This window comes from Flavobacterium sp., from assembly GCF_036741995.1.
Lineage (GTDB): Bacteria > Bacteroidota > Bacteroidia > Flavobacteriales > Flavobacteriaceae > Flavobacterium.
The window spans coordinates 1-21,730 of sequence record NZ_DAINRG010000042.1 but is presented as its reverse complement, the minus strand read 5'-3'; the positions used below and the strand labels follow the sequence as shown (position 1 = coordinate 21,730).

The window sequence follows — 21,730 nt, the reverse complement described above, 5'->3', positions numbered from 1 at the left end:
GTTTTGTTTGATTTTGACAGATCTAAAAACCCACTCAATTGAGTGGGTTTTTTAGTTATTCTATTATTTCAAACTTCCGACCATTTCTTCTGGTTTTACCCAAGCATCAAAGTCTTCAGCAGTAACGTAGCCCAAACGAACGGCTTCTTCTTTCAGAGTAGTTCCATTTTTGTGAGCGGTTTGCGCAATTTCAGCGGCTTTATAGTACCCGATTTTAGTATTTAAAGCGGTAACCAGCATCAGCGAATTATCCACTAATTCTTTAATACGCTTGTGATTTGGTTCAATGCCTTGAGCACAGTGTTCGTCAAATGAAATACAAGCATCTCCAATTAATCTGGCCGATTGTAAAAAGTTAGCCGCCATAACCGGTTTGAAAACATTCAATTCATAATGACCCTGCATGCCGCCAACAGCGATAGCCACATCATTACCCATAACCTGAGCACAAACCATCGTTAAGGCTTCGCATTGTGTTGGGTTAACTTTACCCGGCATGATAGAAGAACCCGGTTCGTTTTCAGGAATTAAGATTTCGCCGATTCCGGAACGTGGTCCTGAAGCTAACATACGGATATCGTTGGCAATTTTATTTAAAGAAACGGCTAATTGTTTCAAAGCGCCATGACTTTCTACTATAGCATCGTGCGAAGCTAAAGCTTCAAATTTGTTAGGAGCCGTTACAAAAGGATGTCCGGTAAACTTAGCAATATATTCAGCCACTTTTACATCATAACCCGCCGGAGTGTTTAAGCCAGTTCCGACAGCTGTACCACCAAGCGCAACTTCTGAAAGATGGGCTAAGGTGTTTTTCAACGCTTTAATGCCGTAATTCAATTGAGCCACATAACCTGAAAGTTCTTGTCCTAAGGTTAAAGGAGTAGCATCCATCAAATGGGTTCTTCCTATTTTAACTACGGTCATGTACTCTTTTGATTTTGCTGCTAAAGTATCACGAAGTTTTTCCACTCCGGGAATAGTAATTTCTACAGCGGCTTTGTAACAGGCAATGTGCATTCCTGTTGGGAACGTATCATTAGACGATTGTGATTTGTTAACATCATCATTGGCTTTTACTACAGCTTCGCCTTCGCCAATTTTAAACCCGGCAAGTACCTGAGCCCGATTGGCAATTACTTCGTTTACGTTCATGTTGCTTTGGGTACCCGAACCGGTTTGCCAAATGACCAATGGAAACTCATCCACTAATTTCCCGGCAAGGATTTCATCGCAAACGGCTGCAATAGCATCACGTTTTTCGGTGGAAAGAACGCCTAAATCACAATTAGCGTATGCGGCGGCTTTTTTTAGGTAAGCAAATCCTTCTACGATTTCTTTGGGCATGGATGCCGAAGGACCGATTTTAAAATTATTTCTCGAACGCTCCGTTTGGGCTCCCCAGTACTTATCGGCAGGCACTTTTACTTCGCCCATGGTATCTTTTTCTATTCTGTATTCCATTGTGTATTATTTGTTTATGGTTTGTTGTTTATGGTTTTGAATTTAGCCCCGATTCTAGCTGGCTACCATGTAGCGCGGAAAGCGGGAAACAGCTCCTAAAAAGCATTGCAAAATTAGTGATAAAAACTATTTAATAAAAATTGATTTTGTTTTTTGGATAGCTTAAATATTCCGCTTACATTTGCGTATAATTCAAAAAATTCCGGAAAACATGTTTGAATTTTCACAGTATTTAGGTTTCTTAGCGTTCTTAACCATTTTAACCATTGGTTTTTGGTTGATGATGTTCTTAATCACTTTCATCGTTCCTTATTGGATTTATGGCGGTACTAAAGAATTATTACAAGAAAGAAAAGCTAAAAGAGAAGCCGAGCAAACAGCATAGTTTTAAACTATTTGTTTACAAAAAAGTCCCGCAATAGCGGGACTTTTTTTATGTTGATTAGCCTGGGAAATCGCCGTTATCATTGTTGTCTTGGTTTCCTTTTGGTTTTTTGTCTTTGTCCTTATCCGTTTTTACATTGTTGAATCGGTAGGTGAAAGAAAGATTGATTTGACGTTGTCTCCATTGTTGTTCACTGTATGAATTCAGTGTTTCCAAGCTGGTTTCGCTGATTCTTTTTCTGGAATTAAACAAATCATTTACATTTAGAGCAACGGTGGCTTTGTCTTTTAATACATCTTTACTAAAGGCCAAATTCACACCATAAGTTCCCAAACTTCTCCCTTGTGCATTGTTTTGTGGCGCGTTGTAAGTGGCATTGGTTTGCCAATCAATTTTATAAGGCAGTGTTATTTTGGAAGATACTCGGGTGAACCAACTGGCGGCAGTTTTATTAAAATCTTCATGGACAACTTCGCCTGTATTTTCTATGGTATAAGAATAATTTCCGGTGGTTTTACTTTGGAAGAAGTTGAAATTTCCATTCAGTTTCCACCATTTGTATGGCGTATAATTCACATTGAATTCAAATCCGAAGCGCTGTTCTTTGGCCAAGTTGATTGGTGTGGATAGAATAACCGGAGTCACAACCGTTTCCCCGTCAACTATAGTCGTAACGTATTCTCCGTTTGGTCTTTTGATGAATTGGAAAACGTCTTTTGTCGTATTGTAATACATCGAAGTACTGAACGTAACTTTGTTCCATTTGTTCATATACCCGATATCAAAAGCATCGGTTAAGGACGGATTAATGTCCGGATTTCCCTGAAAGATATTCACGTTGCTTGAATAATTCGAAAACGGGTTGATGAATCTGGAACGCGGTCTGGAGATTCTTCGGCTGTAATTTAACGAAATGGTGCTTTGCTCTTTCAATTGGTAAGTCAAGAAAGCGCTCGGGAAAAAGTTATGGTATTTTTTATTATTAAAATCATTGGTGGTCAACAGATTGATATCAATATTGGAATCCTCATATCGCAAACCGAGCAAATAGGAAAACTTATTGATTTTGGAACCAAACTGAGTATACAAGGCATTGATTCTTTCTTTGTAATCGAGCTTGTTGGTATAGTTTAAGTTTGGCGTATAATTCCCATTATTATCAACATCTCCCACTCGGTAATCCGTAACTAATTCGTTGAAATCCCCTTTGTAACCGGCTTCAAACTGACTGTTTTTGCCTAATGGTAACACATAATCTGATTGGAATAAATTTCTTTTTTGGGTTTGATAATTTATGGTTGATTCTTTGGTTGCCAAATTTTCTTCTCCAAGAACAAAATCGGTTATCATAGAAGCATCATTGTCTAAATCATTCGAAAACGACCCGTCAAAGGTTAATTTGTGCCCTTCTTTTTTGAATTTCTTGGTAAAATTGAAAGCGTATTCCAAGTCTCTGGTGTTGGTGAATTGGTCGTTGTAACGGTTGCGAACATAAGTGTTATTAGGTTCATAATTATACAAAAACACATTATCGGGATTGGAACCGTCATTTTTTCTATAGTTGAAAGAGTTGGTCCAAGTCCAAGTTTTGTCTAAATACCAATCCAAACCAACGGTGTAGTTGAATCCTTTTCGGCCTCTTTCTCTGGTACTTCTTTCGTTAATGGTTTTTTGAATCGTCCCGTCCGGATTCAGATAATCAGTATCTGTCAACGATTTCCCCGGCGATTTACTGTCATTATATCCTATGGAAGAAAACAGATTAAAGTTTTCGCTTTTGAAATTGATATTGGATACCAATCCGTAATTTCTGGGATTACCGACCGTTCCAATTATAGTTCCGTTGATTCCTTGATTTTTTCCTTTTTTCAATACAATGTTAATGATTCCGCCGCCGCCTTCCGCATCATAACGAGCTGATGGATTGGTGATTACTTCAATTTTGTCTAAAGCATCTGCCGAAATGGTTTTCAGGGCGTCGGCAATATTAATGGCATTCGATGGTCTTCCGTCGATAAGAATTTTTACGTTGTCATTACCGCGTAATGCTACATTACCATCAGGATCAACCGTTACCGAAGGGACATTATCCAACACATCACTGGCAGTTCCGCCTTTTACAATCATGTCTTGGCCTACGTTGTATACTTTTTTATCGAGTTTAATTTCTACGGTAGTTTTTTCGGCACGAACCACCACTTCATTTAATTGTGTAGCGTCTTCTTCTAAACCAATTGTTCCCAAACTACTAGTTTCAGTCAATTGTTTTTGTTTGATAACAGTAGGTTTAAACGAAATAAATTCTAACGTTATATCGTAGGTGCCGGGTGTGATTTCAACAGAGTAATCTCCTTTATTATCGGTAATGCCACCAAAAATAAGTTTTGGGTTTTTGCTGTTTTTTAAAGTAATCGTAGCATACTCCAAAGGAAGCTGGCTGGTTTTTTCGATTACTTTCCCGGTAATGGTAATTTTGGGGCGTTCTTGTTTTTGTTGCGAAAAGGCTGTGAATGCACTGCATAATAACAATAGGAAAGAGAGAATCTGAAACTTTTTCATCTGTATTTTTCTAGCTTAGAACTGCAAAAATACGTTTTGGTTTAAGCCCGATTTCACAAATCTTTGTTAAATAACGAATGTTCAGGTTAAATGAAACCTTCTAATTTGTCAATTTCTCTGCCAATAATTGCCTTATCACCATCAATGACAATAGGTCTTTCCATAAGAATGGGATGTTTGGCTAATGCAGTTATAACTGCTTCATCGGATAACGTTTTCCCTTTATAGTTTTCAATCCAAACGGCTTCTTTTTGCCTAACCAATGCTATCGGTTTGATATTGAGTTTTTTAATCAGGACTTTTAATTCTGCTACCGAAAGTGGGTTTTCTAAGTAGTTGATAATTTCAAATTCCTTATCGGAATCGTTTAGGAAAGCCAAACAGTTTCTCGACTTTCCGCATCTTGGATTATGAAGGACTTGCAACATCTTTTTTTCTGCAAAGTAATTGATATTAATAGAAAAAAGTTAATTTAGACAAAACAAAATTGCATCCTTATGTTCATAGAAAATGGGTTCTTGCCCGAAAATAAATTTTGGAAATACCTAATAGGTTCTGCCTTAATTATTTTAGCTTCCACAATTGGCCAAGTGCCATTATTAATCGCAATCGCCTTTAAGTCATTCACAACAGGAAAGACATTTCCAACTAAAGATAGTGAGGTAATGACTTTTTTGTCACCAAACCTTACGTTGTTTTTTATTTTATTATCCTTTGTATTTGGTTTTGCCGCTATAATTTTGGTCGTAAAATATTTTCACAAACAAACATTCCTATCTCTAACCACCTCGAGAGCAAAAGTCGATTGGGGCAGGATCTTTTTCTCTTTTTCCTTATGGGGAATATTTACGGCAGGTTCTACTTTAGTCATGTATTATCAGAGCCCACAGGATTTCATTTATAATTTTAAACCAATACCTTTTCTGATTTTAGCGATAATTGGCATTTTGATGATTCCCATTCAAACCAGTACCGAGGAATATGTTTTCAGAGGGTATTTGATGCAGGGCTTTGCGCTTTTAGCGAAGAATCGTTGGTTTCCTTTAGTAATGACTTCTCTTATTTTCGGAACCATGCACATTGCTAATCCCGAAGTGGAAAAAATGGGATATATCATTTTAGTCTATTACATAGGTACTGGTTTTTTTCTCGGAATCATCACACTTATGGATGAAGGAATGGAGTTGTCACTTGGTTTTCACGCCGCTAATAACTTGGTAGGAGCGTTGTTAATTACTTCCGATTGGTCGGCTTTTCAAACGAATTCTATTTTTAAAGACAACTCAACACCATCGGTTGGTTTTGAAATTTTGGCACCGGTTCTTATTATTTTTCCAATACTATTATTTATCTTTAGTAAAAAATACAACTGGGCCAATTGGAAAGAAAAACTAACCGGAACCATTGTAATTCATCCAATCGAATCCACTCAAAACGTTGAAAATCATGAATAGTCCAACTTACGAAAACGTACACAATCAGTTCAAATTGAATGGCTTTCATCTCAATAGAGAAGATTTGTGTCGTGTGGCATACAGCTTTATTAAAGAAGGCGAAGAATTTGAAAAACCCGTTGGCGATTTTCTTTTGGACTGGTTTGATAGTAAAGATTTTATCGAAATGCAAACATCGGGAACCACCGGAGCCCCCAAAACGATAACTGTCAGCAAACAAGCTATGGTGCATTCCGCTTTGGCTACCGGCGATTTCTTTGATTTACAACCGGGGAATAAAGCACTTCATTGTTTGCCTGTGAAATACGTAGCGGGAAAAATGATGCTGGTTCGCGCCATGATTCTGGGTTTTGATTTAGAGTTTGTAGCACCAAGTTCGCATCCGTTACGGAGTAATGAACTTGAGTTTGATTTTGTAGCTATGGTGCCTTTGCAAGCGCAGAATTCATTACCCGAATTAAAAAAAGTAAAGAAAATGATTGTGGGTGGTGCTGCTGTCAGTAAAGCATTGGAAAAACAATTACTAAAACTGCCCACTCAAGTCTATGAAACTTATGGTATGACCGAAACCATCACCCATATTGCCGCCAGAAAACTGGGAGAGAAAGCCTTTACGGTTTTACCCGATGTCACCATTTCGTATGATGACCGTAACTGTTTGGTGATCCATGCGCCAAGAATTTCTGATGATGTGATTGTGACTAATGATATAGTAGAATTGGTTAATGAAAATCAGTTTATATTCCTGGGAAGGATGGATAATGTCATCAATAGTGGTGGTATCAAATTAATTCCGGAACAGATAGAGCATAAGTTGGCCAATAAAATACAACAACGCTTTTTTATTGCTTCCAAACCGGATGCCGAATTAGGCGAAAAGGTAATCTTAGTTATTGAAGGCAATAAGCAAAGTTTTGAGGATACTCTTTATGAAGACTTAGACAAATACGAAAAACCAAAAGAGATACTCTTTGTTCCGAAATTCAAAGAAACTACCACCGGAAAGATTTTGAGGAAAGAAAGTTTAACCTAATCAAAAACGCACTAAAATATAAACCTTAGTGCGTTTTTTTTGTTGCGTTTGGGATCATGCAACTTTATTTTTCCATTTTGAAATAGTAATCGGCTGAATGTTTTCCACCACCGTAGAAGGAATAAAATAAACTGATTCCAAATATTACAGTCGCTAAAACTAAATTTCCTACATGCATTTCGCCAAAGAAATTAATCAGGATGGCACCCAATAAAATAGGAAGTTGAGCAATAATAGCCCAACGGGTCAGCAGTCCGAAAATAATCATAATGCCTCCCATGATGTGTGCCGCTGCTATGTAATGAAACGTTAGCATTCCTCCCATAAAGTTACTGACGGGCGAAATTAAATCTTCAAAATCTCGATTGTTGGTAATAAAATGCGCGCCTTTGTAAATGAAGAAAACGCCAAGAGCAATACGAAGCCCGTCTAACCAATAATTTGTGTGAGCATTTGCCCATTTGTTCAAACCTTTTACTGAAGTATCCATACTAATAAAGTTTAAAATTTAGTCTAAGTTACTAATTTTTAATTAAGTATGAATTTGTTTTAACAAAATATATTCACTGTTTAATCAACATTAATAAAGAAATCAGTAGTCAAAACTTCGACTTCAGTAATGTTTTTGATTTTAAATTTAGATGTTTTCCAATCGGTGGTAGGTTGTAGTCTGATTTTCTCACCTTTGATTTTGATATCAACAGGCATGTTGAAATGGTCGGCTTGGGCAATCCATCGGTATTCCAATTTCTTTTTGGTGATTCGATATTCTAATTTTGGAATGGCTGTATATCTCAGGTACTGATTGAAAACCGAAGTTAAATCCATACCGGTTTCGGTATTGAAAAATTGGACAACCGTTTCGGTGTCTATGATTTGATGGCGATAAGTTTCAGAATATTTTAAAATGATTTTCCACCATTTGGCTTCATCGTTGATGATGTGCCGAATTGTATTGAGCATTAAAGCACCTTTATAGTACATATCCGTCGAACCTTCTTTGTTAACGCCATAAGGGGCAATGATAGGTTTGTCGTTATAGACATTGCGTTTCATTCCGTTGATATAGGTTTGTGCTTTGTCGTATCCATATTGGCATTCGGCATAAACCACTTCGCTGTACATTGTAAATCCTTCGTGTATCCACATATCGGCGATATCTTTTGATGTAATGCTGTTGCCAAACCATTCGTGACCGCTTTCATGAATGATAACATAATCAAACAATTTCCCGATGCCCGTACCGGATAAATCCTTGCCGAGATAACCTTTCATATAATGATTGCCATACGACACAGCGCTTTGATGTTCCATCCCTAAAAAGGGAGTTTCCACCAGCTTATAGCCATCTTCAGGGAAAGGATAGTTTCCGAATTTGCTTTGAAAACAATCCAGCATGGGTTTTACTTCTTCAAATTGAGCTCGCGCTTTTGCTTCATTTTCGCGTAACACATAGTAATCTAAATCCAAGCCTTTGTAGTTGTCATGAATGTGCGCAAAGTCGGCAATAGTAACATTAATGTCATAATTGTTGATTGGATTTTTTACTTCCCAATCCCAACGGGTATAGCCATTTTTTAAATCCTCACTACCGGTTAGCCTGCCATTGGCAACAGCCATTACATCATTAGGAACTGCTACTTTAATGGTGGCGCCATAATCAGGTTCATCGCTTTGGGAATCTTTTACCGGATACCACAAACTGGCTCCGGTACCTTGACAGGCCACACTAATCCAAGGTTTTCCCTGTGGGTCTTTGGTAAATACAAAACCACCGTCCCATGGTGCATTTTTGGCAATGATGGGATTTCCTGAATAATAAACTCTAATTGTTTGCTCAGGCATATCCTTTTGTAACGGTTTTTGGAAATAAATAAAAACGGCGTTATATTCTAATACACTTACGACCTTTTTTTTGTTATAAACAATACTGTCAATTTTCATATTTTTAAACAAATCCAATTGTATTGCTTTTGTGTTTTCAATAACCTTGAATCGGATGTCGTTATATCCTACAATTGATCTTTCTTCAGGATTAATTTTAATATTCAAATCATAACGCAATACATCAAAACTGGTGCGTTCAGGACGCAATCCGCCTTGCAACGAATCTTTTCGGGTAAAGGTTTCTTGGGCAGAGAGGATGGAGCTCGAACCCAATAGGATGAAACAAAGCAGTAGGATTTTGTTCATATCAGAAATAATTTTTTAATAAAAATTCAAGCGATGCATATTTGTTTTTCATTTCGTGGATTTGACTTTTCAATTCCTCGCTTTTTTGTCTGGAATGAATATGAGAGCTCAAAGCCCCGGCAGTTAACAGCAATGCAACTAACAACAAGAATTTAATCATGATAGATTCTTCTGTTGTTTTATTTGGATTTAATTTTGGAATGCTACGAATATGACTGACAATGAATTCATCTGTTACATGCAGCAGTAAATAATTATTGATTTCTTTTGAATATTTTTCCAAATCCTGATACTGACCAAGCACATCTTTGGAAGCAATGATTCTCTCGCATTGCATCTGAATATCGGTAACTTGCCTTAAGACATTATTACTGTTCATCATACCTGAATCACCCCCAAATTAAATTTCTTTTCGATAGGAGCGTGGTTCGCCGCTTCAATTCCCATAGACAACCATGTTCGGGTTTCTAACGGGTCGATGATGGCATCAGTCCATAATCGGGCTGCGGCATAGTATGGAGAAACCTGAGCGTCGTAACGGGCTTTGATTTTGTCGAATAATTCCAGTTCGGTTTTTTCATCTACCACTTCACCTTTAGATTTTAACGAGGCAGCTTCTATTTGTGCCAATACTTTGGCGGCTTGCGTGCCACCCATCACAGCGAGTTCCGCACTTGGCCAGGCAAAGATTAATCGAGGATCATAGGCTTTGCCACACATGGCGTAGTTTCCGGCACCATAGGAATTCCCAACAATCACGGTAAATTTTGGCACCACCGAATTGGAAACCGCATTCACCATTTTGGCTCCGTCTTTAATAATACCACCGTGTTCTGATTTACTTCCTACCATGAATCCGGTAACGTCTTGTATAAATACTAACGGAATTTTCTTTTGATTACAATTGGCAATAAAACGGGTTGCTTTATCGGCAGAATCGGAATAAATCACACCGCCAAACTGAATTTCCCCTTTCTTGGTTTTGGAAACGGTACGTTGATTGGCCACGATTCCCACGGCCCAACCGTCAATGCGGGCGTAGCAGGTAATGATAGATTTTCCGTAATCGGGTTTGTACATGTCCATTTCAGAATTATCGACTAAGCGTTTGATGATTTCCATCATGTCGTATTGGTCGCTTCTTGATTTTGGAATAATACCATAAATATCTTCTTCTTTCTCGGCTGGCTTTTGAGGAGTTTCTCTGTTGAAACCGGCTTTCTCATAATCACCAATTTTCCCGACGATACTTTTAATTCTATCTAAAGCGTCTTTATCGTCTTTGGCTTTATAATCCGTAACGCCTGAGATTTCGCAGTGGGTGGTAGCTCCGCCCAGGGTTTCATTATCAATGTTTTCACCAATGGCCGCTTTTACCAAATAGCTTCCGGCCAGGAAAATACTTCCGGTTTTATCCACTATCATCGCTTCGTCACTCATAATCGGAAGATAAGCGCCACCCGCTACACAACTGCCCATTACGGCGGCAATTTGCGTAATGCCCATACTGCTCATGACGGCGTTGTTTCTGAAGATACGACCAAAATGTTCTTTATCGGGGAAAATCTCGTCCTGCATTGGTAAATAAACTCCGGCAGAATCGACAAGATATATAATAGGTAAGCGGTTTTCAATGGCGATTTCCTGAGCGCGAAGATTCTTTTTGGCTGTGATTGGAAACCAGGCACCAGCTTTTACGGTAGCATCATTGGCTACGACGATGCATTGTTTTCCTTTGATATATCCCATTTTCACCACAACGCCACCCGATGGACAGCCACCGTGTTCGGCATACATACCATCGCCAACAAAGGCGCCAATTTCGATGCTTTTGGCTTTGGCATCTAATAAATAATCAATGCGTTCGCGAGCGGTCATTTTGCCTTCGGCGTGGAGTTTTTCGATGCGTTTGGTACCGCCACCTACTTTTACTTTGGCAAAGTGTTGCTTTAATTCGGTTAATAAAAGTTTGTTATGATCTTCGTTTTTATTGAAGTTGATGTCCATGGCTGTAAATAGTATGTTATATTTGTGTTGTTTGGATTGCGTGCTAAAATACGAAAACGTTTTCAAAGAATCTGAAACTGTTTTCGGAAGAATCAATGTTAAGAAATTGTAAACTCTCCAAAGGTTTTAAATTCATATGTTAATATTGAGTTAACATAAGATAAATACCTTTGCGGCATCAAAAAATAAACAAAATGACTTTAAACAGTATTTTCCAATTTTTAGTTCCGAAGGATAAAAAATTCTTTCCTTTATTTGAACAAGCCTCTGCTAATTTAATTCTATTAGCTGAAACATTGCACGAAGCGGTAAACGCTCCAAAATCTGAAAGAGAAGAATATTACCGAAAAGTAGAAGAACTTGAAGCTACTATAGAAGAGATTACTCATAAAACCCACTTAGAATTAAGCCGCAATTTTATCACGCCGTTTGACCGTGAAGACATTCACTCGTTAATCAAAGCGATTGATAACGTGGCTGATAACATGCACGGTGCCGCTAGTAGAATGCGTTTGTACCAAATTGAAAAAATCACTAAATCCATCCGAAAATTAACGGAAATTAACTTAGAAGCCTGTCAGCTAATCGGAGTTGGAATCAAAGAATTAAAAGATTTAAAGAATCCGAAAGCAATTAAAGATACTTGTAAAAAAATCAACAAACTGGAAAGCAAAGCGGATTCAGTATTTGATAAAGCCGTAGCCGATATCTTTGAAAACGAAACCGATGCTAAAAACATTATCAAATACAAAGAAGTATTGTCCGCCTTGGAAATGGCTTCGGATAAATGCAAAAGCGTTTCTAACGTAATGGAACAAATTTCTGTTAAACACTCATAAATTATAACCAATTAGGAAATTATGACATTACTAATTGTAATTATAGTACTCGCCCTGATATTTGATTATATCAACGGTTTCCATGATGCGGCCAATTCCATTGCCACTATTGTTGCCACTAAGGTACTAACACCATTTCAGGCGGTGCTTTGGGCGGCTTTCTTTAACTTCTTAGCCTATTGGGTTTTTGGATTTGGAGTTGCCGATACGGTGGCAAAAACGGCCAATACCGCGAGTATTGACTTGGTGGTTATTTTAGCCGGAATCATTGCAGCTATCATTTGGAATTTATTCACTTGGTGGAAAGGAATTCCATCATCATCCTCACACACACTTATCGGAGGTTTTGCCGGAGCTGCTATTGCACACGGTTTCCGTGGTGTGACCGATCCGGAGCATTTTGGTTTTAAAATCGTTAACTGGTACAAAGCGGCCAAAGAAGGGGAGTTATTGCCTTCCGGAGTTTTTATCATCATTTTGTTTATTGTTTTCGCTCCTTTATTAGGAATGATTATCTCGTATTTTATCTCTTTATGGTTAATGTATTCTTCCAAAAAGAATGTCTATCCTAAAATCTTAACCGTAGTATTAATGGGATTGGTTTTCTGGTTTATGTCTTCTGTAATGGTAGGCTATGATGATATAAAAAAACCAAGATTTGATAGTCATTTATGGAGTGTACTGTTTGAGCCGTCTAATATCAAATGGTTTTTGGTAGCGGTTATCTTTTACAGTTTAGCTATTTTCAATCTTTTCTTCAGTACTTTTTCAACAGCCAAAGCAGAGAAAGTTTTGAAACGAATGCAGTTATTATCCTCAGCCGCTTTCAGTTTAGGCCACGGTGGAAATGATTCACAAAAAGTAATGGGTATCATTGCAGCTGCGGTAGCGGTGTTTTTGAAAACACATCCTCATTTTGACATGTCGGCAGGCTGGCTGGATCTTAATGTGATTTTGCCCGATGAAGATAAAGGAATTAAGTCCAATATGCCGGGCTGGATTCCGCTGACGTGTTATACCGTAATTGCTTTAGGAACATTAAGTGGTGGTTGGAAAATTGTTAAAACCATGGGGTCTAAAATTACAAAAGTAACCGCTTTTGAAGGCGTAGTTGCTGAATCAGCCGGAGCTTTGACTTTGTTTACTACAGAGCATTTTAAAATTCCCGTATCAACAACGCATACTATTACAGGATCTATCATCGGAGTAGGCGTTACCAAAAGGGTTTCAGCTGTGCGCTGGGGAGTGACAGTTAAATTATTATGGGCTTGGATTTTGACCATACCGGTATCAGCTGTTTTGGCAGCCTTAGTCTATTATTTCCTTAGATTATTTTTATAAACTTTTTACATATTGAAAAGCCAACGGTACTGTTGGCTTTTTTTATAAGCTATTTTTATTTGTTAAAAAATCATTTGCTAAACATCAATTTATTGTTAAAACAACATCAACTACTTCATACAACACTACAATATGAAAAAAACTCTGCAACTATTACTATTGCTATTCTCGGTTTCTCTGTATTCCCAGATTATTCAAACCACCAAGAGTAACGATATAAAACTATCAACACTGCCTTATTATAGTTTCAAAAAAGGTATTGGTATTACAACTCCGGATAGTTTGTTTCAACTGAACATTCGCTTCCGAATTCAAAACAGGGTTACTTATATCAAGAATGAAGATGAAAATGGCGGCTATGACGGGCAAGTGCGTCGTTTGCGTTTGCGTTTTGACGGTTTTGTAATGAATCCAAAATTTCAATTTGCCCTGCAATTATCATTTGCTCCCGGCGATGTTGGCGTAACTAAAGATGGTCAAAATCTAAATGTAATTCGAGATGCGGTTGTGTATTATAAACCTAATAAACATTGGAGTCTGAGTTTCGGACAAACCAAACTGCCGGGCAACAGACAAACCGTAAATTCCTCCGGAGCACTACAACTGACAGACCGTTCTATCAACAATACCAAGTTCACCATTGACCGAGATTTTGGTTTCCAGATTCATAATTTTAATGAGTTTGAGAATAAATTCTCGTATAATTTCAAAGCGGCTTTGTCCGGTGGTGAAGGTAGAAATCAAACCGGTAAAGCAGATGATGGTGTGGCCGTTACCGGGAAAATTGAAGTGTTGCCTTTTGGTGCTTTTACCAAAGACGGAACGTATTTTGAAGGGGATATTCAACGGGAAAAAAAACCAAAACTGATGCTTTCCGGAGCCTTTCAACAGAATAACCATGCCAGAAGAGCTATGGGAGAAACCGGCATTGATTTATTTGAAACAAGAACGATGAAATCGGTATTATTGGATGCTATGTTTAAGTACCGAGGTTGGGCTGCCATGGCCAGTTATATGTCGAGAACCACTACCGATACTGCCATCACTGTCAATCCAGTAAATGCTGCCGAAATTAATTATGCCTATGTTGGTAGCGGATTTGATTATCAGTTAAGTTATTTATTGCGATCTAATTATGAAGTAATCGGAAGGTTTTCTACACAAAAAGCCGGGGACGATATCAAAGCACTGACTCCTGATACAAACGAATACAGTTTGGGAGTGACCAAATATCTTTGGGAACATACTTTTAAATTGCAAAGCGAATTGACCTTTGACAAGTTAACCTTCGATACAGGTGAAACCAAAAACAACTGGTACCTTCGCTTTCAGGTGGAAATTGGCATCTAATTTATTTTTAAGGCACAATTAACAATTGTTTTGCATCCTATTTCTTAAATTTATAAGCTAAAACTTTATTACTTATGAAAACCAAATTTCTAATGCTTGTTCTAATGATACAAAGTGCCGGAGCTGTTTTTTCACAATCCAAAACTGTCGAATATAGTGACAGTGGCCAAACTCTAATAGGCATCAGTGTTAAACCCGTCAAACCTTTGAAGAGCAAAGCAGGTGTATTAATTCTGCCAGCCTGGATGGGAATTGATGATCATGCTAAAGATACGGCCAATCGCTTAGCTGCTTTGGGGTATACAACTTTTGTAGCCGATATTTATGGCAAAGACCAGCGTCCAACCAATTTTAATGAAGCCGGAGCAAAAGCAGGCTATTACAAAAAAAACATTAAGGAATATCAAACCCGAATTAAATTAGCGTTAGCTGAATTAATAAAACAAGGAGCTAATCCGGATGACATTGTTGTCTTGGGTTATTGTTTTGGTGGAACCGGAGCTATTGAAGCAGCCAGAACCAATATGAAAGTAAAAGGAATTGTATCGTTTCACGGCGGCTTGGGAAGAGATGAAAACAGAGATATTCTTAAGATCACTTCCAAAGTATTAGTACTTCACGGTGCGGATGATCCTTATGAATCACAAGCTGAAATTGAGGCTTTTCAAAATGAAATGCGCAAAGCGGAAGCCGATTGGCAAATTGTATATTATGCCAATGCAGTACATTCCTTTACCGATAAAAATGCCGGAACGGATAATTCAAAAGGAGCAGCCTATAACGAAAAGGCAGACAAACGCTCCTGGCAAGCCATGCTGAATTTCTTAAAAGAAGTTTTATAATTTTCAATACTTTTTTAATTCAAAAGCCCAAAACAGTTAACTGCTTTGGGCTTTTGCTTAGGTATATAAAATACAAAAGTCGATCTGGAGCGATCGACTATTGCGGTGAGGTGTAACTTCCTTTCGGAATCCTCGGTGCAAATATAGTGTCTTTTATGGAATAAAAAACTATTTATTAGAATCTCTTACTAATCTTTTTAAAATGGCCCATTGTTTCAAGGCATCACGAGCATCAATCGCCGGATAACCTAATACCGTTTTTCCTGCTTCAATATCACCGGCTACTCCGGAACCTGCGCCAACTATAGCGCCATCGCCAATAGTAGTATGGTCTTTTATAGAAGCGCTTCCACCAATAATGACTCCGTTTCCTAAGGTTACTGAACCAGCCAAACCTGAATTTCCTGCCATAATACAGAATTTTCCAAGCTTAGAATTATGTCCGATTTGAACTAAGTTATCAATTTTACAGCCATCACCAAGTATAGTCGAGCTGAATTTACCTCGGTCAACACAAGAGTTAGCCCCAATTTCGACACCATTTCCAATGATGACATTTCCGATTTGTGGAATTTTGACTAAACCTTTTTCCGGACAAGGGCGGAAACCAAAACCATCCGCACCGATAGTACAATTCGGATGCAAAATGCAATAGGCACCCACATGACAACGTTCGCGGATTACCGTTCCAGACCAAATGGTAGTGTTTTTCCCAATAGAACATTCGTCAAGAATAGTAACATTAGGGTAAATAGTAACGTTTTCGGCCAGAACCACATTCGGACCAATGTAACATCCAGCACCAATTTTAACGCCATTTCCAATGGAAACAGTATCATCAATTACCGCTGTTGGGTGAATGTCAACTTTAAAAACAGGAGTGCTGGGAGCAAATAAATTTAAGACCTGCGACATCGCCAAATCGGCATTTTTCACTTTGATAAACGCGCGATTTTCTCCGGGCTCTATCGCAATGTCTTGATTGACAACTGCTACACAAGCCTTAGAACCTTCCCAAAATTTTTCATATTTTTTATTCCCAATAAAAGAAATTTCAGTTTCGGTTGCGGTTTCTAATTGTTCGGGAGCCGTAATTTTTTTGGAAATACAGCCTACAATTTCGCCACATAATACGTCGTTAATTTCCTGAATGGTGAATGAGTTCATAGTTGGTTTGATTTGGAATAAGTTTCAAATAAAGGGAAATGAATTCTAATTTCCTAAAAACGATTGTTAAACTATTCTTCTCTTTGTCCCATCATCATCAGGTAGGCTTTCAAAAAAGCATCAATATTGCCATTCATGACGCTATCCACATCGCTGGTTTCAAAGCCTGTACGCACGTCTTTCACAAGTTTATAAGGCTGCATCACATAGTTCCGAATTTGAGAACCCCATTCGATTTTCATTTTCCCGGCTTCGATATCGGCGCGTTGTGCCTGTTGTTTTTTTAATTCAATTTCGTACAATTGTGACCGAAGCATTTGCATGGCTCTTTGTCGGTTGTCCTGCTGCGAACGCGTTTCCGAACATTGAATCTGGATTCCGGTTGGTTTGTGAACCAACTGTACTTTGGTTTCCACCTTGTTTACGTTCTGTCCACCGGCACCGCTCGAGCGCGAAGTAGTAATTTCAATATCGGCCGGATTGATATCAATTTCGATACTGTCATCTACCAACGGATACACATATACGGAAGCAAAAGAAGTGTGGCGCTTAGCATTACTGTCAAAAGGGGAGATGCGCACCAAACGATGCACGCCGTTTTCGCCTTTTAAATACCCAAAGGAATAATCGCCTTCAAATTCTAAAGTGACCGTTTTGATTCCAGCAACCTCACCTTCCTGAAAGTTCAATTCTTTGATTTTATAGCCTTCTTTTTCGCCCCACATCATATACATACGCATCAGCATGGAAGCCCAATCACAACTTTCGGTACCACCGGCACCGGCTGTAATTTGCAACACGGCACTCAAACTGTCGCCTTCATCCGAAAGCATGTTTCGGAATTCCAGGTTTTCGATATGGGCATTGGTGATTTCGTATTGAGAGTCGAGTTCTTCTTCTGTGGCATCACCATCTTTGAAAAATTCGTAGATAATCTGAAGTTCTTCGGCCATAGCATTGCCTTTTTCAAAATCTTCCACCCATTTCTTTTTGGAACGGAGGTTTTTGACAATAACTTCGGCTTCTTTGGCGTTATTCCAAAAATCGGGCGCGAAGGTTTTTTCTTCTTCGTTGGTAATTTCTATAAGCTTGGCATCAATGTCAAAGATACCTCCTCAACGCACCAAGGCGTTCTACAATACCTTTAATTTGTTCGGTATTTGTCATAAATAATGTAGTTTTGTATCGCAAAAGTAAGCTATCTCTACAGAATATGGAAATTAATTTAATCAGTGATACAGTAACCAAGCCAAGTCCGGAAATGTTGCAAGCCATGTTCAACGCCAAAGTAGGCGATGACGTTTTCAAACAGGATCCAACAGTAAATGCCTTTGAAAAAATGGTAGCCGATTTGTTTGGTAAGGAAGCGGCGTTGTTTTTTCCTTCGGGAACGATGGCCAATCAAACGGCGATTAAGTTGAATACCAATCCGGGCGATCAGATTATTTGCGATAAATGGTCGCACATTCACTTGTATGAAGCCGGTGGCGCTTCGTTTAACAGTGGTGTGAATTTCAATTTATTGGATGGCAATCGCGGGATGATTACCGCTGACCAAGTTAAAGCCGGAATTAATGATCCTGAGTTTTATCATGCTCCTTTGTCTAAAATGGTGGGAATAGAAAATACCACGAATAAAGGCGGTGGTGCTTGTTATGATTTAGAGGAATTAAAAAAGATAAAGCAAGTTTGTACCGATAACAATTTGAAATACCATTTGGATGGCGCGCGTTTGTGGAATGCCATAGTGGCCAAAAAGCAACATCCAAAGCAATTTGGAGAATTATTTGATACCATTTCGGTTTGCTTTTCGAAAGGATTGGGTGCGCCCATAGGTTCGGTTTTGGTTTCTGATGGCGAAACGATGCATCGAGCATTACGCGTTCGAAAAATATTTGGAGGTAACTTACGCCAATCGGGTTATTTGGCGGCAGCCGGAATTTACGCTTTGCACAATAATATTAACAGGCTCGAAGACGACCACCGAAGAGCTAAAGAATTGGGTCAAAAACTAGCCTCTCTTTCTTGGGTTGCCAAAGTAGAACCTGTAGAAACCAACATCATAGTGTTTTCGGTGCAATCGCAAATCGATGACAAACAAGTCATGGACAAGCTGAAACAAAAAGGAATCGCCATAAGTTTATTGGGCAAAGGAGCGCTTCGAATGGTAACTCATTTGGATTATCGCCAGGTGATGCACGATTATGTAATGGAGACTTTGGAGAAAATTAGCTTTTAGGCACTATTTTTTCTTAGCTATAATAATCAAATGAATGGATGTTGTTCCGTCAGACTTTTGATATTTTTTCCGGATTAAATCAATGACTTCCATGTTGTTTTCTTTAAAACTTTCCAGCAAATAATCGGTTTGGTGGTAATACACAAACATTTTCACCTGCCCGTCACTGCTGGTTTCATAATCGGATAAGTCGTAATTTCCTTCGATAGCACTGCCATAGAATACACCATCTACTTCCAATAAATCGGAGCTGTCTTTTATCAGTTTGAGGCAATCTTCTTTTGACAAATACGGCATGCAAAAACCACACATAATACCGTTGAATTTGGAATTCAAGGCATCAATTTTCCTTGCATCCATCACCATGAACTTTGCCGTTGGATTATTTTGCTGAGCCAAGACAATCATGCTGGGCGCCACATCAGTAGCGAGAATATTAAAATCGGGTCTTTTGGCCAGCAGGTATTTAGTGATGTTTCCCGAGCCACAACCGATTTCAAAAATAGTGGCATTTGGTTTTTTAATTAATTGACAAAATAAATCATAGGTGTCATCATACAAATCCAAATCCATGAATTTCTCCTGATACTGTGAAGCCAGTTTATCCCAAGACTGAAAGGTTGCCAAATACTTGTCCATAACTATAGCGTTGTTAAGCTAAAATAGCAATTATAAATAAACTTGTTAATTTTTAAGTGCATAACTTCTTAGCCATCTAAAATCTCATGGCTTTAGATTGGTTATTTTTGCCTTAGACAATTTATCCTTTCATGCCAGAAACACTACTACTTCCGCCAAAAGCAACAATAATTCCACATACTTTGGAAAAGCACGGTCATGTTCGTACCGATAATTATTATTGGTTAAACCAAAGAGAAAAACCGGAAGTGATTGACTACCTCAATCAGGAAAATGAATACTATCAACAAGCTACCGCGCATACCAAGAAGTTTCAAACCGATTTGTTTGAGGAAATGAAGTCCCGCATTAAAGAAGATGACGAATCAGTTCCTTATTTCTACAATGGCTATTATTATATCACTCGCTTTGAAAAAGGCAAGGATTATCCCATCCATTCCCGTAAAAAAGGTTCATTGGATGCTAAGGAAGAAATCTTGTTTGATTGCAATGCGATGGCCAAAGGATTTACCTATTTTAATTTGGCAGGATTAAGTGTGAGCGAAGATAATATTTGGGTAAGTTTTGGCGTAGATACGGTTTCCAGAAGACAGTATACGATTCAAATAAAAAACTTGATAACGGGAGAAATACTTCCTGTAAAACTTGAAAACACTACTGGCGGAGCCACTTGGGCCAGTGATAATAAGACTTTGTTTTATTCGCGTAAAGACGAACAAACTTTGCGTGCGGATAAAATTTACAAGCACAAAATCGGAACCACTTCGGATAAAGACAAGTTGGTTTATTTTGAAAAGGATGAGACTTTTGATGTGTCGGTCTATAAATCGAAATCAAAAAAATACATTATTATCAACTCCAGCAGTACATTAACCACTGAATACCAAACGGTTTTATCTGTTACACCAGATGCTAAATTCAAAGTTTTTCAGAAAAGAACCCGAGGCTTGGAATATTCGATGTCGCATTTTGGAGATCATTTTTATATAGTGACCAATAAAGATAACGCCACCAATTTTAAGTTAATGAAAACACCGGAAAGTGCTACCTCAAAAGAAAATTGGGTTGATGTCATTGGCCACAGAGAAGAAGTATTATTGGAAGATATTGATATTTTCAAAGAGTATTTAGTCGTTTCTGAACGCTTCAATGGTTTGAATAACATTCGCATTATGCCGTGGAGTGGGACAGGAGAGTACTATTTGCCGTTTGACAGTGAAACATACACCGCATATACTACAACGAATCTCGATTTCGATACCGAAATGCTTCGTTATAGTTTTCAATCCCTTGCCACACCTTCGTCGGCCATTGATTTTAATATGCGTACCAAAGAAAAAACGATACTCAAAGAACAAGAAGTGCTTGGAGGAAAGTTTGATAAAAAGAATTATCAGGAAGAGCGCCATTGGGCTACAGCCAAAGACGGGACTAAAATCCCGATTTCGATGGTATATCGAAAAGGGTTGGAAAAAAACGGAAAAAATCCTTTGTTGCTATATGCATACGGCTCGTATGGTGTTACTATGGATTGTTATTTTTCATCGGTTCGCTTGTCATTGTTAGACAGAGGCTTTATTTATGCCATTGCGCACATTCGGGGCGGAGAGGATTTGGGCAGACAATGGTATGAAGACGGAAAATTATTGAAAAAGAAAAATACGTTTACAGATTTCATCGATTGCTCCCAATTTGTTATTGATGAAAAGTTTACTGCTGCTACTCATTTATATGCTGAAGGAGGTTCAGCTGGTGGGCTTTTGATGGGTGCGATTATAAATATGGCACCAAATTTGTACCATGGGGTAGTCGCTCAGGTACCGTTTGTAGATGTTGTAACAACAATGTTAGACGAAACGATACCATTAACGACAGGAGAATATGACGAATGGGGTAATCCCAACGTGAAAAAATATTATAATTATATGCTTTCTTATTCGCCTTATGATAATGTAACGGCACAAGAGTATCCGAACCTGTATATTTCAACCGGTTTGCATGATTCTCAGGTACAGTACTGGGAACCAGCTAAATGGGTGGCAAAATTGCGGGTTTTGAAAACCAATGATAATCAATTATATTTGGATACCAACATGGAAGCTGGACATGGAGGAGCCTCGGGAAGGTTTGAAGCCCTTAAAGAAATAGCCAAAGAATACAGTTTTTTATTAGATTTAGAAGGAATAAAAAGATAGTTAAAAATATTTTATTAAATTTGCAA

Annotated in this window: 19 protein-coding genes; 9 read left to right on the top strand and 10 right to left on the bottom strand. The window is 38.3% G+C overall.

What is annotated here, in order from left to right:
- Positions 1-63: 63 nt before the first annotated feature.
- Positions 64-1,461, bottom strand: coding sequence for a class II fumarate hydratase (fumC, locus tag V7D82_RS10830; protein WP_333600992.1), 1,398 nt, complete (start codon positions 1,459-1,461; stop codon positions 64-66).
- 211 nt (positions 1,462-1,672) lie between these two features.
- Here fumC and V7D82_RS10825 point away from each other — a divergent pair, with 211 nt between their 5' ends.
- Complete coding sequence (locus V7D82_RS10825) at positions 1,673-1,846, top strand: hypothetical protein (RefSeq protein ID WP_333600991.1); 174 nt, start codon at positions 1,673-1,675, stop codon at positions 1,844-1,846.
- A gap of 57 nt (positions 1,847-1,903) precedes the next feature.
- On the opposite strand, the gene V7D82_RS10820 is transcribed toward V7D82_RS10825, so the two are convergent.
- Together V7D82_RS10820 and V7D82_RS10815 are read right to left on the bottom strand one after the other, a co-directional pair.
- Positions 1,904-4,405, bottom strand: coding sequence for a TonB-dependent receptor domain-containing protein (locus V7D82_RS10820; protein WP_333600990.1), 2,502 nt, complete (start codon positions 4,403-4,405; stop codon positions 1,904-1,906).
- Positions 4,406-4,491: 86 nt separating this feature from the next.
- Positions 4,492-4,833, bottom strand: a complete 342-nt coding sequence (locus V7D82_RS10815) for an arsenate reductase family protein (protein WP_333600989.1) — start codon at positions 4,831-4,833, stop codon at positions 4,492-4,494.
- 69 nt (positions 4,834-4,902) lie between these two features.
- Here V7D82_RS10815 and V7D82_RS10810 point away from each other — a divergent pair, with 69 nt between their 5' ends.
- Both V7D82_RS10810 and V7D82_RS10805 read left to right on the top strand, forming a co-directional pair.
- Positions 4,903-5,859 (top strand): CPBP family intramembrane glutamic endopeptidase, encoded by a 957-nt coding sequence (locus tag V7D82_RS10810; protein WP_333600988.1) that lies wholly within the window; start codon positions 4,903-4,905, stop codon positions 5,857-5,859.
- Complete coding sequence (locus tag V7D82_RS10805; protein WP_333600987.1) at positions 5,852-6,892, top strand: AMP-binding protein; 1,041 nt, start codon at positions 5,852-5,854, stop codon at positions 6,890-6,892. The genes V7D82_RS10810 and V7D82_RS10805 overlap by 8 nt, the downstream gene beginning before the upstream one ends.
- A 64-nt stretch (positions 6,893-6,956) precedes the next feature.
- Here V7D82_RS10805 and V7D82_RS10800 read toward each other — a convergent pair whose 3' ends face one another.
- The 4 genes from V7D82_RS10800 to V7D82_RS10785 all read right to left on the bottom strand — a co-directional run bounded on the left by V7D82_RS10800 (position 6,957) and on the right by V7D82_RS10785 (position 11,092).
- On the bottom strand, positions 6,957-7,382 hold the full coding sequence (locus V7D82_RS10800) for a DoxX family protein (RefSeq protein WP_333600986.1): 426 nt from the start codon (positions 7,380-7,382) through the stop codon (positions 6,957-6,959).
- 80 nt (positions 7,383-7,462) lie between these two features.
- Entirely contained in the window at positions 7,463-9,085 is a 1,623-nt protein-coding gene (locus V7D82_RS10795; protein ID WP_333600985.1) for a M1 family metallopeptidase, read from the bottom strand.
- A 1-nt stretch (position 9,086) separates the two neighbouring features.
- Positions 9,087-9,467, bottom strand: coding sequence for a hypothetical protein (locus tag V7D82_RS10790; RefSeq protein WP_333600984.1), 381 nt, complete (start codon positions 9,465-9,467; stop codon positions 9,087-9,089).
- A complete protein-coding gene (locus V7D82_RS10785; protein ID WP_333600993.1) occupies positions 9,464-11,092 on the bottom strand; it encodes an acyl-CoA carboxylase subunit beta in 1,629 nt (542 codons plus the stop codon). Before V7D82_RS10785 ends, V7D82_RS10790 begins: the two co-directional genes overlap by 4 nt.
- 194 nt (positions 11,093-11,286) lie before the next feature.
- Here V7D82_RS10785 and V7D82_RS10780 point away from each other — a divergent pair, with 194 nt between their 5' ends.
- The 4 genes from V7D82_RS10780 (at position 11,287) to V7D82_RS10765 (ending at position 15,464) form a co-directional block, all read left to right on the top strand.
- Positions 11,287-11,931: a DUF47 domain-containing protein gene (locus V7D82_RS10780; protein WP_333600983.1), complete on the top strand. Its 645-nt coding sequence runs from the start codon at positions 11,287-11,289 to the stop codon at positions 11,929-11,931.
- 21 nt (positions 11,932-11,952) lie between these two features.
- A complete protein-coding gene (locus tag V7D82_RS10775) occupies positions 11,953-13,272 on the top strand; it encodes an inorganic phosphate transporter (protein WP_333600982.1) in 1,320 nt (439 codons plus the stop codon).
- A 132-nt stretch (positions 13,273-13,404) separates the two neighbouring features.
- Positions 13,405-14,622 carry a porin gene (locus tag V7D82_RS10770; RefSeq protein ID WP_333600981.1) on the top strand — a complete coding sequence of 406 codons (1,218 nt, stop codon included), beginning with the start codon at positions 13,405-13,407 and terminating at the stop codon, positions 14,620-14,622.
- A 74-nt stretch (positions 14,623-14,696) separates the two neighbouring features.
- The gene (locus tag V7D82_RS10765) at positions 14,697-15,464 is read left to right on the top strand and encodes a dienelactone hydrolase family protein (protein ID WP_333600980.1); all 768 of its coding nucleotides are present in this window, start codon (positions 14,697-14,699) and stop codon (positions 15,462-15,464) included.
- A gap of 168 nt (positions 15,465-15,632) precedes the next feature.
- On the opposite strand, the gene lpxD is transcribed toward V7D82_RS10765, so the two are convergent.
- A complete protein-coding gene (gene lpxD / locus V7D82_RS10760) occupies positions 15,633-16,631 on the bottom strand; it encodes a UDP-3-O-(3-hydroxymyristoyl)glucosamine N-acyltransferase (RefSeq protein WP_333600979.1) in 999 nt (332 codons plus the stop codon).
- A 71-nt stretch (positions 16,632-16,702) separates the two neighbouring features.
- A protein-coding gene (gene prfB, locus V7D82_RS10755) for a peptide chain release factor 2 (protein ID WP_333600978.1) occupies positions 16,703-17,798 on the bottom strand; the annotation gives its coding sequence in 2 pieces (ribosomal slippage) (positions 16,703-17,734 and positions 17,736-17,798; 1,095 coding nt in all).
- Between the two features lie 46 nt (positions 17,799-17,844).
- On the opposite strand from prfB, the gene V7D82_RS10750 reads away from it, so the two are divergent.
- A complete protein-coding gene (locus V7D82_RS10750; RefSeq protein ID WP_333600977.1) occupies positions 17,845-18,870 on the top strand; it encodes a threonine aldolase family protein in 1,026 nt (341 codons plus the stop codon).
- A gap of 3 nt (positions 18,871-18,873) precedes the next feature.
- On the opposite strand, the gene V7D82_RS10745 is transcribed toward V7D82_RS10750, so the two are convergent.
- Positions 18,874-19,509, bottom strand: coding sequence for a class I SAM-dependent methyltransferase (locus V7D82_RS10745; protein WP_333600976.1), 636 nt, complete (start codon positions 19,507-19,509; stop codon positions 18,874-18,876).
- Between the two features lie 131 nt (positions 19,510-19,640).
- Here V7D82_RS10745 and V7D82_RS10740 point away from each other — a divergent pair, with 131 nt between their 5' ends.
- Positions 19,641-21,704, top strand: coding sequence for a S9 family peptidase (locus tag V7D82_RS10740; protein ID WP_333600975.1), 2,064 nt, complete (start codon positions 19,641-19,643; stop codon positions 21,702-21,704).
- The last annotated feature ends 26 nt before the right edge of the window (positions 21,705-21,730 follow it).